Here is a 13,809-nt window from a genome sequence, read left to right on the forward strand (position 1 = left end):
TATGACAGTACCTACAAGTAAAGATCGGGCATTCGCTATTGAGTTGCCAGTATGGCAGGCGCCGAATGACAACGTTCGCATCACCCTTGAGCGAGATGATGTAAGAGCCGAGTTTCCTACTTGGACCAAAAACGCAAACTACTCCAAATATATTGGCATTCTGGATTTCTCTAATGTATGGGCCCTCAGGCTGGAGCGTAATAAACACCTGCACTATTACGAAAACCGCGAGGACGATGAGTTCAAGTCCTCCTATTGGGTAATCCCTGAGTCCTCTTGGCTTGAAGGCCTGACAAAAGAAAGGGATATCACTTCACCCAACTGGAGAGCCTATGACAAGAACAAATACACACACTATATTATCCAAAGCCATGATTATTACATTGAAATTATTGCGGGTGACGTGCGCTTTTCAAAAAGAACTGGCAGGTCCAATGATGACTCTAAATAAGAGGACGGCGCGTCTACACCCGTGAGCTTGCTGGTTGGCCTGCAGGCTCTGTAACACCAAGGACAAAAAATGGGCACCCGACCCAGTCGGCGTGCCCATTTTTCCTACCACCCCGCCCCGTTCGAGACGGTAACGCCATTACGCGTTAACAGTGTCTTTCAGCGATTTACCCGGTTTGAACGCAACGGTGTTGCTCGCCTTGATTTTCACCGGCTCACCGGTTTGTGGGTTTTTGCCGGTGCGGGCGCCGCGATGGCGTTGCAGGAAGGTGCCGAAGCCAACCAGGGTGACGCTGTCCTTGCGGTGCAGGGCGCCGGTGATTTCTTCGAGAACAGCGTTAAGGACGCGGTTAGCCTGTTCTTTGGTGAGATCCGCTTTTTCAGCGATGGCGGCTGCGAGTTCTGGTTTACGCATAAGTGAAGCCTCTTTGACGGTTTTTTGTTGTTATGTCCGTGCTGCTCTCTTCTGGAGCAGCGCCCAAAGCGCCGCAGGCTCTACTCTGCGGCAGACGGGAGTGAGGATGGCATGCCCTCGCACGCTCCGCCAGTCTCGCGGCGACCTTTCTAGGGTGAAAAACGCGGTTATTCCGACAGAACGACCGCTATTTACGCCAGCAACGGTGGAAGTTCTTTATTGAGCGCGAGTTTTTCCATCACGGCGCTGCCGGTCAGTGCGTAGCCCAGCAGGCGGCCGCTGGCGTCGCGGCACAAGGCCTTGATGTCGGCACCCTCGCCTTCAACGCTCCAGACGCCTTCGGTGCCGCGAGGCGGTGGCGAGACCACCAGTGGGCAGACCGGCGTCTTGACGGTCACCGGCATCGGGCCGTAGCTGACTGCGGTGGCGTTGCCGGCCAGGGTCTGGGCCAGGGCGCGGGCGCAGCTCATCAGCGGCATCACGTACAGCAGGTTCAGGCCGTCGACCTCGGCGCAGTCGCCCAGGGCGTAGATATTGGCGTGGGAGGTCTTGAGGTGGCGATCCACCATGATCCCGCGGTTGGTCTGCAGGCCGGCGGCGGCGGCCAGGTCCACGCGTGGACGCAGACCGATGGCCGAGACCACCAGGTCGCAGGCGATCACTTCACCGTCCGACAGATGGGCTTCCAAGCCGTCAGCGGTGCGCTGTAGGCGATTGAGGACAGGACCCAGGTGGAAGCGCGCGCCAAGGCTTTCCAGGCCGGCCTGTACCGCTGCGGCGGCGGCCGGGTGCAGCAGGGTCGGCATGACTTGCTCGCACGGTGCCACCAGGTCGATTTCATAACCGCCAAGGATCAGGTCATTGGCAAATTCACAGCCGATCAGGCCGGCGCCGAGCAGCAGCACACGGCGTTTGCCGGCAGCGGCGGCACGAAAGCGTGCGTAATCTTCGAGATCGTTGATAGGGAAAATCAGTTCAGCCGCATCGCCTTCCACCGGCACACGCACGGTTTCTGCGCCCCAGGCCAGGATCAGGTCGCGGTACGCCACCGCTTCCTCGCCGATCCACAGGCGCTTGTGGCCGGGGTCGATGCCGCTGACGCGGGTGTGAGTGCGCACTTCGGCCTTGAGTTGCTCGGCCATGGCGCCGGGTTCGGCCATGCTCAGGCCATCGGCTTCCTTGTTCTTGCCAAAGCCGGTGGAGAGCATGGGCTTGGAGTAGGAGCGCCCGTCATCCGCGGTGATCAGCAGCAATGGGGTCTCGCTGTCGAGCTTGCGAAACTCCCGGGCCACGTTGTAACCGGCCAATCCTGTGCCGATGATCACGACAGGTGCGTTCATTCCTTTCTCCTTGTAGTACTTATCTGAAAGCTGAAAATTAGCCGATTTCGATCATTTCGAAATCCACTTTGCCCACGCCGCAGTCAGGGCACAGCCAGTCTTCCGGGACGTCTTGCCACAGGGTTCCCGGAGCGATTCCGTCATCCGGCCAGCCGTCTTTCTCGTCATAGATCAGGCCGCAGACTACACATTGCCACTTCTTCATTACTTACTTCCTCAGGGTCCAGGCAGTTTGGCCGACGGTCGATGGATCCAGCGTTGCCGTGCGGCTCAGGGCGTTTTGTACTGATCGGGGCGGGCAGATGCAAGCACGATCGACGCAAACAGCCAGTTCGGTCCGGCAAAAACCAGGGACGCCATGGTAAGCTCGCCGCCTCTTTTGCTGCCAATACTGACTCACCGTGCCGCACTCAATCGACTCTTCCGATGCTTGCCAATGGCTGACCCAGAGCCTTCTGCACCCTGCGCCTGCGCCTTTGACCCTCAATTGGCTGTTCAACGAAGACTCACTGACACGGCGGCTGACGTGGCTGTCCAGCGACGGTTTCAGCGTGACGCCACTGTTCGAAGGGTGGCAGCCACTGCGCGATGATGAATGCGCTGCCCTGGCACTGGCCCCGGCCACTATCGGCTGGGTGCGTGAAGTGTATTTGCGTGGGCAGGGCCAGCCTTGGGTGTTCGCGCGCAGTGTGGCGGCGCGCAGTGCCTTGCAGGGCGACGGCTTGCATATGGATGAGTTGGGCAGCCGTTCACTGGGTGAATTGCTGTTTTGCGACCAGGCATTCACCCGCCAGGCCATTGAGGTGTGCCATTACCCGCGACAATGGCTGCCCACGACGGTCCAGACCGACGGGCTGTGGGCGCGCCGCTCACGCTTCGATCGCGGTTCGCTGAGCGTGCTGGTGGCGGAGATCTTTTTGCCGAGCTTCTGGCACGCGCTGCATGCCCATCCGGAGAACTGCTGATGTATCAACGCCTGCTCAAATCCCTGAACCGCCTGAACCCGAGGGCCTGGGATTTCATTCAGTTGACCCGGATGGACAAACCCATCGGCATTTACTTGCTGCTGTGGCCGACGCTGTGGGCACTGTGGATTGCAGGCAAAGGTTCGCCGTCCCTGATCAATATTGTGATTTTCGTGCTGGGCGTGGTGCTGACCCGGGCGGGCGGCTGCGTGATCAATGATTGGGCCGACCGCAAGGTCGACGGCCATGTGAAGCGCACCGAGCAGCGCCCACTGGTGAGCGGCAAGATCAGCTCCAAGGAAGCGCTGGTGTTTTTTGCGGTGCTGATGGGCATCAGTTTCCTGCTGGTGCTGTTGACCAACGCCACCACTGTCCTGTTGTCCCTCGGTGGTTTGGCTTTGGCGGCGAGCTACCCGTTCATGAAGCGTTACACCTATTACCCTCAAGTGGTGCTGGGCGCGGCGTTTTCCTGGGGTATGCCGATGGCGTTTACCGCCGAGACCGGCAGCCTGCCCGCCGCCGCGTGGCTGCTGTATATCGCCAACCTGCTGTGGACGGTGGGCTACGACACTTATTACGCGATGACCGATCGCGATGACGATTTGAAAATCGGCGTGAAATCCACCGCCATTTTGTTTGGTGAAGCTGATCGCGTGATCATCCTGACCCTGCAAGGCCTTTCGCTGGCATGCCTGCTGCTGGCGGGCGCACGGTTCGAGCTGGGCGGCTGGTTCCACCTGGGCTTGCTGGCGGCGGCGGGCTGTTTTGCCTGGGAGTTCTGGTACACCCGCGACAAGGACCGGATGAAGTGCTTCAAGGCGTTTCTGCACAACCACTGGGCCGGGCTGGCGATATTTGTCGGGATTGTGGCGGACTACGCATTTCGCTGAATGCTGTAGGAGCGAGCTTGCTCGCGAAAAACCTGAGAGCGCTGTTGTGTGTCAGGCACCCAGCGTTATCGTTAACGCCCTTCGCGAGCAAGCTGGCTCCTACAGGGGTGATCAGGGCTTGATCACATGCCACGCCCCACCCTTGCCATCACCCGTCTTGTCACCCGCCTTGTGGTCATCCTTGTAGGTGTAGACCGGCTTACCGTCATAGGCCCACTGGCTGGTCTGGTCGTCGCGAGTGATCACCGTCCATTTGCCCGTCGACGTATCGGTGGACTCAGCCTTGAGCGGCGGCCAGTTGGTCGCGCACTGGTCCTTGCACACTGACTTGCCGTCGGCATCCTTGTCGAAGGTGTAGAGCGTCATGCCCTTGTGGTCCACCAGCATCCCGTCTTTCGTCATCGCGGGTTCCGCCGCGAACGCCAGGGTCGGTAGCGTCAACGCTGCCGTTACCAGCAGGGCTTTCCAGGAAATCGTGCTGTAAGTCATCGGAACCTTCCTTTTTTGGTTGTCAGGATTCGGACCCAAAGCGTAGTCCAGAGAGGCGGGAATTGCCCGAGCGACTAAATTACTGTCACACGACTGCAATAATTCCGTTATCTAATGCGGCGCAAGACAGTTAAATGACAAGAGGATTTTTGAGCATGGTTGGCAGGAGCATTCTGATTGTTGACGACGAAGCGCCCATCCGCGAGATGATCGCCGTTGCGTTGGAAATGGCCGGCTACGACTGCCTGGAGGCGGAGAACTCCCAGCAGGCCCATGCCATTATCGTCGACCGCAAGCCGGACCTGATCCTGCTGGACTGGATGCTGCCCGGCACCTCCGGCATCGAACTCGCCCGCCGTCTCAAGCGTGACGAGCTGACCGGGGACATCCCGATCATCATGCTCACCGCCAAGGGCGAAGAGGACAACAAGATCCAGGGCCTGGAAGTCGGTGCCGATGACTACATCACCAAGCCGTTTTCCCCACGCGAACTGGTCGCACGCCTGAAAGCCGTGCTGCGCCGCGCCGGCCCGACCGATGGCGAAGCACCGATTGAAGTCGGTGGCCTGTTGCTGGACCCGATCAGTCACCGCGTGACCATCGACGGCACGCCGGCCGAGATGGGCCCTACCGAATATCGCCTGCTGCAGTTCTTCATGACCCACCAGGAACGCGCCTACACCCGTGGCCAACTGCTCGACCAAGTGTGGGGCGGCAACGTCTATGTGGAGGAGCGCACCGTGGATGTGCATATCCGCCGCCTGCGCAAAGCCTTGGGCGAGGCCTACGAGAATCTGGTACAAACCGTGCGCGGCACTGGCTACCGCTTCTCCACCAAAGGCTGAGCCCGTCCCTTTTTTCCTTAACAGCTGACAAGGACGCATGTTTAAGTGAACCAAAACTGGCATGGCACCCTGATCCGCCACATGCTTTTGCTGATCACCGGCTGCCTGTTGGTGGGCCTGGTCAGTGGCTACTACGGCTGGAGCCTGGCAGTCGGCATTGCCTTGTACCTGGGTTGGACCCTCAAGCAACTGCTGCGCCTGCACGAATGGCTGCGCCAGCACAAACCCGACGAAGCACCGCCCGATGGCTACGGCCTGTGGGGCGAAGTGTTCGACAGCATTTACCACCTGCAACGACGCGACCAACGGGTGCGCGGGCGCCTGCAAGCGGTGATCGACCGGGTGCAGGAGTCCACCGCCGCGCTCAAGGATGCGGTGATCATGCTCGACAGCGACGGCAACCTGGAATGGTGGAACCGCGCCGCCGAAACCCTGCTGGGCCTCAAAACGCCCCAGGACAGCGGCCAGCCGGTGACCAACCTGGTGCGCCATCCGCGCTTCAAGGAGTACTTCGAGCAGGAAAACTACGAAGAAGCCCTGGAAATCCCCTCACCCACCAATGACCGCGTACGCATCCAGCTGTACCTGACGCGCTACGGCAACAATGAACACCTGATGCTGGTGCGCGACGTTACCCGCATCCACCAGCTGGAACAGATGCGCAAAGACTTCGTCGCCAACGTCTCACATGAGCTGCGTACGCCTCTGACCGTGATCTGTGGGTACCTGGAGACGCTGCTGGACAACGTCGACGAGATCAATCCGCGCTGGAGCCGAGCCCTGCAGCAGATGCAGCAGCAAGGTTCACGCATGCAGACGCTGCTCAACGACTTGCTGTTGCTGGCCAAGCTTGAGGCGACCGATTACCCCTCGGATAACCAACCCGTCGCCGTACAAAGCCTGCTGCAAACCATCAAGAACGACGCCCTGGCCCTCTCCGGCCAACGTGGGCAACAGATCACCCTGGAAGCCGACCCGAACGTGCTGCTCAAAGGCAGCGAAGGTGAGTTGCGCAGTGCGTTTTCCAACCTGGTGTTCAACGCCGTGAAGTACACCCCGGACAAAGGCAATATCCGCATCCGCTGGTGGACCGACGAACAGGGCGCGCACCTGAGCGTGCAAGACTCCGGCATCGGCATCGACGCCAAGCACCTGCCGCGTCTGACCGAGCGTTTCTACCGCGTCGACTCCAGCCGCAACTCCAATACCGGCGGTACCGGGCTCGGCCTGGCGATTGTCAAGCATGTGCTCTTGCGCCACCGTGCGCGCCTGGAAATCAGCAGCGTGCTGGGGCATGGCAGTACGTTTACCTGCCATTTTCCGCCGACGCAGATGACCCGTTCGCGGGGGGTCACTGCCGATGAATAACCTGAGAACGACCCAAACCTGAAAGGTGAAGGCGGGCGTGCTCACGAATGCGGTGGGTCAGCCATGAAGGTGTTGACTGACCCACCGCATTCGCGAGCAAGCCCGCTCCCACATTAGATTTCCAGCGTGTCGAAGTGCGTATTCCACGCCCCGCCCGGCAGTGGGCACTAGGCAAGCGCCCCGTCAGCCGCTACATTGGCCGACTTGCGCCTGCCCTTCAGGCCCACCTGCCACCCCTTATTGAACACACGGAACCTGCAAAACCCCATCATGGACCCTTCCCCTGGTATCACCCTCGCTACACTCTTCGCCGACTTCGGCATGATTCTTTTTGCACTGATCCTGGTACTGCTCAACGGTTTCTTCGTTGCGGCGGAATTTGCCATGGTCAAACTGCGCGCCACCCGGGTCGAGGCGATCGCCCACAAAAACGGCTGGCGCGGGCAGATCCTGCGTACCGTGCACAGCCAGCTTGATGCCTACCTGTCGGCCTGCCAGCTGGGCATTACCCTCGCCTCCCTGGGCCTGGGTTGGGTCGGTGAGCCCGCCTTCGCGCACATCCTCGAACCGCTGCTGGGCGCCGTGGGCGTCGAGTCGCCGGAAGTGATCAAGGGCGTGTCGTTCTTTGCCGCCTTCTTCGTGATTTCCTACCTGCACATTGTGGTCGGTGAGCTGGCGCCCAAGTCCTGGGCGATTCGCAAGCCCGAGCTGCTGTCGCTGTGGACGGCGGTGCCGCTGTACCTGTTCTACTGGGCCATGTACCCGGCGATCTACCTGCTCAATGCCAGCGCCAACGCCATCCTGCGCATTGCCGGCCAAGGCGAGCCTGGCCCGCACCATGAACACCATTACAGCCGCGAAGAACTCAAGCTGATCCTGCACTCCAGCCGTGGCCAGGACCCAAGCGACCAAGGCATGCGTGTACTGGCTTCCGCCGTGGAAATGGGCGAGCTGGAAGTGGTGGACTGGGCCAATTCCCGGGAAGACCTGGTCACCTTGGACTTTAACGCGCCGCTCAAGGAAATCCTCGCGCTGTTCCGTCGCCACAAATTCAGCCGCTACCCGGTGTATGACGCGGTGCGCAACGAGTTTGTCGGCCTTTTGCACATCAAGGACCTGCTGCTGGAACTGGCAGCCTTGGACCACATTCCCGAGTCGTTCAACCTGGCTGAGCTGACCCGCCCGCTGGAGCGTGTGTCGCGACACATGCCGTTGTCGCAGCTGCTGGAGCAGTTCCGCAAAGGCGGCGCGCATTTCGCCCTGGTGGAAGAGGCCGACGGCAAGATCATCGGCTACCTGACCATGGAGGACGTGCTGGAAGTGCTGGTGGGCGATATCCAGGACGAACACCGCAAGGCCGAACGCGGCATCCTGGCTTATCAGCCGGGCAAGCTGCTGGTGCGCGGTGACACCCCGCTGTTCAAGGTCGAACGCCTGCTGGGTGTCGACCTGGACCACATCGAGGCCGAAACCCTGGCCGGCCTGATCTACGACACCCTCAAGCGCGTGCCGGAAGAGGAAGAAGTGCTGGAGGTGGAAGGTTTGCGGATCATCATCAAGAAGATGAAAGGACCGAAGATCGTGTTGGCCAAGGTACTTCTGCTGGATTGACCCTCAATTGCCCAACGCAAAGTTGGGCAATGCACCCACCGGCTGGTTGAACTCATACGGGATCGACACCAGCCCCGCCTCGGTGGCGCGCTGCACCACAAAGTGCAGGTGCGGCCCGCTGCTGTTGCCGGTATTACCCGACAACGCCAGCGGGCTCCCCACCGCCACACGCTGCCCAGCCCGGACACTGACCGAACCTTGCTTGAGGTGCAGGTAAACGCCCTCGGTGCCATCATCGTGGCGCACCCTCACGAAATTCCCCGACGCATCACTGCCCCGCCCGGCCTGCTCGTTTTCGGTCTTCACCACCACACCGCTGCGTGCCGCAATGATCGGCGTACCTTCGGGCATGGCGATGTCCATGGCGTAGCGGCTTTTGGCGTCTGTATGGCTGAACGTGCCGTTGGGGCCTTGGGTCATACGAAACGGTCCGCCACGCCAAGGCAAGGGATAGCGGTGCGCCTGAGGTGGGTAACGGGAAGGCGGCCTGTCAAGTATCGGCCGTTCGAGCTTGCGCTCCTGCATCACGAATGCCTGGGCACCCGGCGTATAGCGATCGCTGAAAAACACCACGCCATTGGCATCGATGGATTTGTAGAGGGTCATGGCCTGGGTCGACACGGTGACCGTGGCCAGCCCGCAGCACAGCAAAAAGCGCATGAGCATGGCGTGAACCTGCCGGGATAACGGAACGGCAGGCTAACAAGGGATCATGACAACTTTAGACTGGCAGCCCGCTGAAACAAATATCCACGTTCATTTAGGCAGACGCCGACAGTCAGATAATCGGTCAATTTCCGGTATCAAGAGGTCAGGCACCCGGTACAAAGTGCTTCTGCGCCGTACCCCGTGCGATCAGGCGAGAGATGTAGTCGAGCTTCTGCGCGTCCTGGTCGATAAACCGGAAGGTCAGCTGCAACCAATCGCTGTCAGGCTTGGGTTCGAAGGCGACGATGGCGTGCAGGTAGCCGTTGAGACGGGCCACTTCGGCATTCTCACCCTGCTCCAGGTCGAGCACGGCGCTTTCCAGTACCTGAGGCAACACTTCGCCACGGCGCACCACCAGCAGCGCTTCCTTGATGCTCAGTGCCTTGATCACGCATTGCTGGCTGCCGCTGGACAGGCGCAGTTGGCCCTGGCCACGACCGCCAGCCGGCGCCGCTGAAGGCGCCTGTACCGGTGGGCTGTTGAGCAGGCCTTTGTTGGGCACAGGCGCAGCAGCAACCGGCGCTGCGCGTGCGGCTTCCGGTTTGCCACCGGTCAGCGCGCTGAGTGAATCGTTGCCGAAAGCCGAGTTCATTTTGGTCGGTGCACTGGCGACCAGCGCGTCGAGGCGACCGATCTTGTGCAGGGCTTGCTTGACCTTGTTCAGCAACTGCTCGTTGGTGAACGGCTTGCTGACATAGCCCGAAACGCCGGCCTGGATGGCCTGGACCACGTTTTCCTTGTCGCCACGGCTGGTCACCATCACGAACGGCATGGCCTTGAGGTGAGGCTGCTCGCGGCACCAGGTCAGCAGTTCAAGGCCAGACATCTCCGGCATTTCCCAGTCGCACAGCACCAGGTCGAAGCTCTCGCGCATCAGGATGGCCTGGGCCTTTTTGCCGTTCACCGCGTCTTCAAGCTTGATCCCGGGGAAGTAGTTGCGCAGGCACTTCTTCACCAGGTCGCGGATAAACGAGGCGTCATCCACCACCAACACACTGACTTTACTCATCGACCCTTCATCCTATTAACACTTCGGCACGCAACACGCCTGACTGGTGGCATTTTGCCAAAACTCTGTAGTCACGTTGGGAATTTATCTCACTCAACGTGCAAAAAATTCAGTGGCCGCAAACAAAAACGCCCGACCAAAGGCCGGGCGTTAATTTCTCGGGCAACCTTACTTATCGTCAGATTCGCCCGGAACATTAGGGATAAGATCCGCCGAACCTTCAACTTCGGCCTTCATGCGCTTGAGGCCCATGTGCCGAACGTCGGTCCCGCGCACCAGGTAAATCACCAGTTCCGAGATATTGCGTGCGTGGTCGCCGATGCGCTCCAGAGAACGCAGTACCCAGATAATGCTCAAGACCCGCGAGATAGAGCGTGGGTCTTCCATCATGTAAGTCGCGAGTTCACGCAGCGCGGTCTTGTATTCGCGGTCGATGATCTTGTCGTACTGCGCCACCGAGAGTGCCAGCTCAGCATCGAAGCGGGCAAAGGCGTCAAGGGCATCGCGCACCATGTTGCGCACCTGATCGCCGATGTGGCGCACTTCCACGTAACCGCGTGGCGCTTCGCCTTCTTCGCAGAGCTGGATGGCGCGGCGGGCGATCTTGGTGGCTTCATCGCCGATGCGCTCCAGGTCGATCACCGACTTGGAGATGCTGATGATCAAACGCAGGTCGGACGCCGCCGGCTGGCGACGGGCCAGAATGCGCAGGCATTCTTCGTCGATGTTGCGTTCCATCTGGTTGATCTGGTCATCGATCTCACGCACTTGCTGGGCCAGGCCCGAGTCGGCCTCGATCAGCGCAGTCACGGCGTCGTTGACTTGCTTCTCCACCAGCCCGCCCATCGCCAGGAGGTGACTGCGCACTTCCTCAAGCTCGGCGTTGAACTGCGCGGAGATGTGGTGGGTAAGGCCTTCTTTGCTAATCATGTTGGCGTCCTTGGAGCGTCCGGTAAGGTGCGGAGAACCGCAGCGTCAGTGCGATGAGAACCACAGCTCTCTAGCCGTATCGACCGGTGATGTAGTCTTCGGTCTGCTTCTTCGCCGGATTAGTGAACAGGGTATCGGTATCGCCGAATTCCACCAGTTTGCCCATGTACATGAACGCGGTGTAGTCGGAAACCCGCGCCGCCTGTTGCATGTTGTGGGTCACGATGACGATAGTGAACTTGGACTTGAGCTCGTAGATCAGCTCTTCGACTTTCAGCGTCGAGATCGGGTCGAGTGCCGAGCACGGTTCGTCGAGCAGGAGCACTTCCGGCTCAACGGCGATGGTCCGCGCGATCACCAGACGCTGCTGTTGACCACCGGACAGGCCGAGGGCTGACTCGTGCAGACGGTCTTTGACTTCGTCCCACAGCGCCGCGCCTTTCAAGGCCCACTCGACTGCTTCGTCGAGGATGCGTTTCTTGTTGATGCCCTGGATGCGCAGGCCGTAGACCACGTTTTCGTAGATGGTCTTGGGGAACGGGTTGGGCTTCTGAAACACCATGCCCACGCGGCGACGCAGCTCGGCCACGTCTTCGCCCTTGCGGTAGATGTTGGTGCCGTAGAGGTTGATCGCACCGTCTACGCGGCAGCCGTCCACCAGGTCATTCATGCGGTTGAAGGTCCGCAGCAGTGTGGACTTGCCGCAACCCGACGGGCCGATGAAGGCAGTCACGCGCTGCTTGGGGATGTTCATGCTGACGTCGAACAGTGCCTGTTTTTCACCGTAGTACAGGCTCAGGCCCGGCACTTCGATGGCCACGGTTTCCTGGGCCAGGCTCAGGCTCTGCTTGTCGCGCCCCAGGGCAGACATGTTGATGCCGTGGGTGTGGGTGTCTTGTTGCATGGGATGCTCCCTGTGCTACCAATTCGTTTCATTGAACCGCAGACTTCTGGATCGGGCTGGCGGCTTACTAAAAAGCTGTGTCTGGCGCAGTTCGGTGTGGGAGCGGGCTTGCTCGCGAAAGCGGTGTGTCAGTCAGCACATGTGTTTCCGATACACCGCTTTCGCGAGCAAGCCCGCTCCCCCATTCAGTCCGCGCTCACTTCAATTAGCTGTCCAACGCTTTATATTTTTCGCGCAGGTGGTTACGGATCCACACCGCCGACAAGTTGAGCGTGGCGATCACCAGCACCAGCAGCAACGCGGTGGCGTACACCAGCGGTCGTGCGGCTTCAACGTTGGGGCTCTGGAAGCCGACGTCATAGATATGGAAGCCCAGGTGCATGATCTTCTGGTCCAGGTGCAGGTACGGGTAGTTGCCGTCCAGCGGCAGCGACGGCGCCAGTTTCACCACACCGACCAGCATCAGCGGCGCCACTTCACCGGCGGCGCGGGCCACGGCGAGGATCATGCCGGTCATCATCGCCGGGCTGGCCATCGGCAGCACGATCTTCCACAGCGTCTCCGCCTTGGTCGCGCCCAGGGCCAGGGAGCCTTCACGTACGGTGCGAGGAATCCGCGCCAGGCCTTCTTCAGTGGCTACGATCACCACCGGCACCGCCAGCAGTGCCAGGGTCAGCGAGGCCCACAACAGACCCGGCGTACCGAAGGTCGGCGCCGGCAGGGCTTCGGCGAAGAACAGGCGGTCGACCGAGCCGCCCAAGACATACACGAAGAAGCCCAGGCCGAACACGCCGTAGACGATGGCCGGCACACCAGCCAGGTTGTTCACGGCGATACGGATGACGCGGGTCAGGGTGTTCTGCTTGGCGTATTCACGCAGGTACACCGCCGCCAGCACGCCGAACGGGGTGACGATCATCGCCATGATCAGGGTCATCATCACGGTGCCGAAGATGGCCGGGAAAATCCCGCCTTCGGTGTTGGCTTCCCGTGGGTCGTCGCTGAGGAATTCCCAGACCTTGCTGAAGTAGAAACCGACCTTGGTGATCGTGCCCATCGCGTTCGGCTGGTAGGCGTGCACCACTTTGCCGATGCCGATTTCGACTTCCTTGCCGTTGCCGTCACGGGCGGTCAGGGCGTCGCGGTTGAACTGGGCATGCAGATCGGCCAGGCGCGCTTCGATGTCCTGGTAGCGGGCATTCAGCTCGGCGCGGTCGGCGTCCATGTCGGCCTGGGCGGCAGCGTCGAGCTTGCCTTCCAGTTCCAGTTTGCGGCCGTGCAGACGGATGCGTTCGAGACCGGCGTTGATCGCGCCAATGTCGGACTTCTCCAGGGTCTTGAGTTGGGCGGCCAGCTTATTGACGCGCTCGACACGGGCTTGCAGTTCCGGCCACGCGGCTTCGCCTTCGGCGACGACCTTGCCATCCTGCTTGACGTTGACCAGCGTGCCGTAGAAGTTGCCCCACTCACGGCGCTCGATGGTCATCAGGTTCGCAGGCGTGGTCTGGTCCTTGAGCCACTCGCCGACGATCCAGGTGAAGTCGTTGCCGTTCAGGTCGCGGTTGCCGACCTTGATCAGCTCGCGGGTCATGAATTCCGGACCTTGCTCCGGCACAGGCAGGCCAGCGCTTTTCAGGCGCTCACGCGGTACTTCTTCTTTCTGCACCACTTCGCCGATGACGATATGGTTGGCCTGGCCCGGTACGGTGTAGTTGGCCTGGATCAGGTCGGCTGGCCAGAAGTGGCCCAAACCACGCACCGCAATCACGGCCAACAAACCAATGGTCATGATGACCGCGATGGACACTGCGCCACCGCTGATCCAGACGCCGGGGGCGCCGCTCTTGAACCATCCATTCAGGGAGTTCTGTTTCACAGACTTCTA

15 protein-coding genes are annotated in these 13,809 nt (G+C 60.5%); 6 read left to right on the top strand and 9 right to left on the bottom strand.

Features of this window, described 5'->3' with window-relative positions:
- Position 1: 1 nt before the first annotated feature.
- A complete protein-coding gene (locus tag PF1751_RS27460; RefSeq protein ID WP_010207560.1) occupies positions 2–451 on the top strand; it encodes a hypothetical protein in 450 nt (149 codons plus the stop codon).
- 138 nt (positions 452–589) lie between these two features.
- Here PF1751_RS27460 and PF1751_RS27465 read toward each other — a convergent pair whose 3' ends face one another.
- The 3 genes from PF1751_RS27465 to PF1751_RS27475 all read right to left on the bottom strand — a co-directional run bounded on the left by PF1751_RS27465 (position 590) and on the right by PF1751_RS27475 (position 2,410).
- Entirely contained in the window at positions 590–865 is a 276-nt protein-coding gene (locus PF1751_RS27465) for an HU family DNA-binding protein (protein ID WP_003176958.1), read from the bottom strand.
- 191 nt (positions 866–1,056) lie between these two features.
- Positions 1,057–2,205, bottom strand: a complete 1,149-nt coding sequence (locus tag PF1751_RS27470) for an NAD(P)/FAD-dependent oxidoreductase (protein ID WP_010207565.1) — start codon at positions 2,203–2,205, stop codon at positions 1,057–1,059.
- 37 nt (positions 2,206–2,242) lie between these two features.
- Positions 2,243–2,410, bottom strand: coding sequence for a rubredoxin (locus tag PF1751_RS27475; RefSeq protein ID WP_010207566.1), 168 nt, complete (start codon positions 2,408–2,410; stop codon positions 2,243–2,245).
- A 196-nt stretch (positions 2,411–2,606) separates the two neighbouring features.
- On the opposite strand from PF1751_RS27475, the gene PF1751_RS27480 reads away from it, so the two are divergent.
- Together PF1751_RS27480 and ubiA are read left to right on the top strand one after the other, a co-directional pair.
- A complete protein-coding gene (locus tag PF1751_RS27480) occupies positions 2,607–3,170 on the top strand; it encodes a chorismate--pyruvate lyase family protein (protein ID WP_029529030.1) in 564 nt (187 codons plus the stop codon).
- Positions 3,170–4,060: a 4-hydroxybenzoate octaprenyltransferase gene (gene ubiA, locus PF1751_RS27485; RefSeq protein ID WP_010207568.1), complete on the top strand. Its 891-nt coding sequence runs from the start codon at positions 3,170–3,172 to the stop codon at positions 4,058–4,060. Before PF1751_RS27480 ends, ubiA begins: the two co-directional genes overlap by 1 nt.
- A 111-nt stretch (positions 4,061–4,171) precedes the next feature.
- Here ubiA and PF1751_RS27490 read toward each other — a convergent pair whose 3' ends face one another.
- Entirely contained in the window at positions 4,172–4,549 is a 378-nt protein-coding gene (locus PF1751_RS27490) for a COG4315 family predicted lipoprotein (protein WP_010207569.1), read from the bottom strand.
- A 155-nt stretch (positions 4,550–4,704) separates the two neighbouring features.
- Here PF1751_RS27490 and phoB point away from each other — a divergent pair, with 155 nt between their 5' ends.
- The 3 genes from phoB to PF1751_RS27505 all read left to right on the top strand — a co-directional run bounded on the left by phoB (position 4,705) and on the right by PF1751_RS27505 (position 8,373).
- Entirely contained in the window at positions 4,705–5,394 is a 690-nt protein-coding gene (phoB, locus tag PF1751_RS27495; protein WP_010207570.1) for a phosphate regulon transcriptional regulator PhoB, read from the top strand.
- 81 nt (positions 5,395–5,475) lie between these two features.
- A complete protein-coding gene (gene phoR / locus PF1751_RS27500; protein ID WP_221214872.1) occupies positions 5,476–6,762 on the top strand; it encodes a phosphate regulon sensor histidine kinase PhoR in 1,287 nt (428 codons plus the stop codon).
- Positions 6,763–7,032: 270 nt separating this feature from the next.
- Positions 7,033–8,373 carry a hemolysin family protein gene (locus PF1751_RS27505; protein ID WP_010207573.1) on the top strand — a complete coding sequence of 447 codons (1,341 nt, stop codon included), beginning with the start codon at positions 7,033–7,035 and terminating at the stop codon, positions 8,371–8,373.
- A gap of 3 nt (positions 8,374–8,376) precedes the next feature.
- Here PF1751_RS27505 and PF1751_RS27510 read toward each other — a convergent pair whose 3' ends face one another.
- From PF1751_RS27510 to pstA, 5 genes are all read right to left on the bottom strand, one after another.
- Positions 8,377–9,039 (bottom strand): M23 family metallopeptidase, encoded by a 663-nt coding sequence (locus PF1751_RS27510; protein WP_010207576.1) that lies wholly within the window; start codon positions 9,037–9,039, stop codon positions 8,377–8,379.
- Between the two features lie 145 nt (positions 9,040–9,184).
- Positions 9,185–10,090, bottom strand: a complete 906-nt coding sequence (locus PF1751_RS27515; RefSeq protein WP_038454049.1) for a response regulator — start codon at positions 10,088–10,090, stop codon at positions 9,185–9,187.
- Positions 10,091–10,258: 168 nt separating this feature from the next.
- A complete protein-coding gene (gene phoU, locus PF1751_RS27520; RefSeq protein ID WP_010207581.1) occupies positions 10,259–11,020 on the bottom strand; it encodes a phosphate signaling complex protein PhoU in 762 nt (253 codons plus the stop codon).
- A 70-nt stretch (positions 11,021–11,090) separates the two neighbouring features.
- A complete protein-coding gene (gene pstB / locus PF1751_RS27525; RefSeq protein WP_010207582.1) occupies positions 11,091–11,924 on the bottom strand; it encodes a phosphate ABC transporter ATP-binding protein PstB in 834 nt (277 codons plus the stop codon).
- A gap of 205 nt (positions 11,925–12,129) precedes the next feature.
- Complete coding sequence (pstA, locus tag PF1751_RS27530; protein WP_021492577.1) at positions 12,130–13,800, bottom strand: phosphate ABC transporter permease PstA; 1,671 nt, start codon at positions 13,798–13,800, stop codon at positions 12,130–12,132.
- Between the last annotated feature and the right edge of the window lie 9 nt (positions 13,801–13,809).

This window comes from Pseudomonas simiae (assembly GCF_000934565.1).
Lineage (GTDB): Bacteria > Pseudomonadota > Gammaproteobacteria > Pseudomonadales > Pseudomonadaceae > Aquipseudomonas > Aquipseudomonas simiae.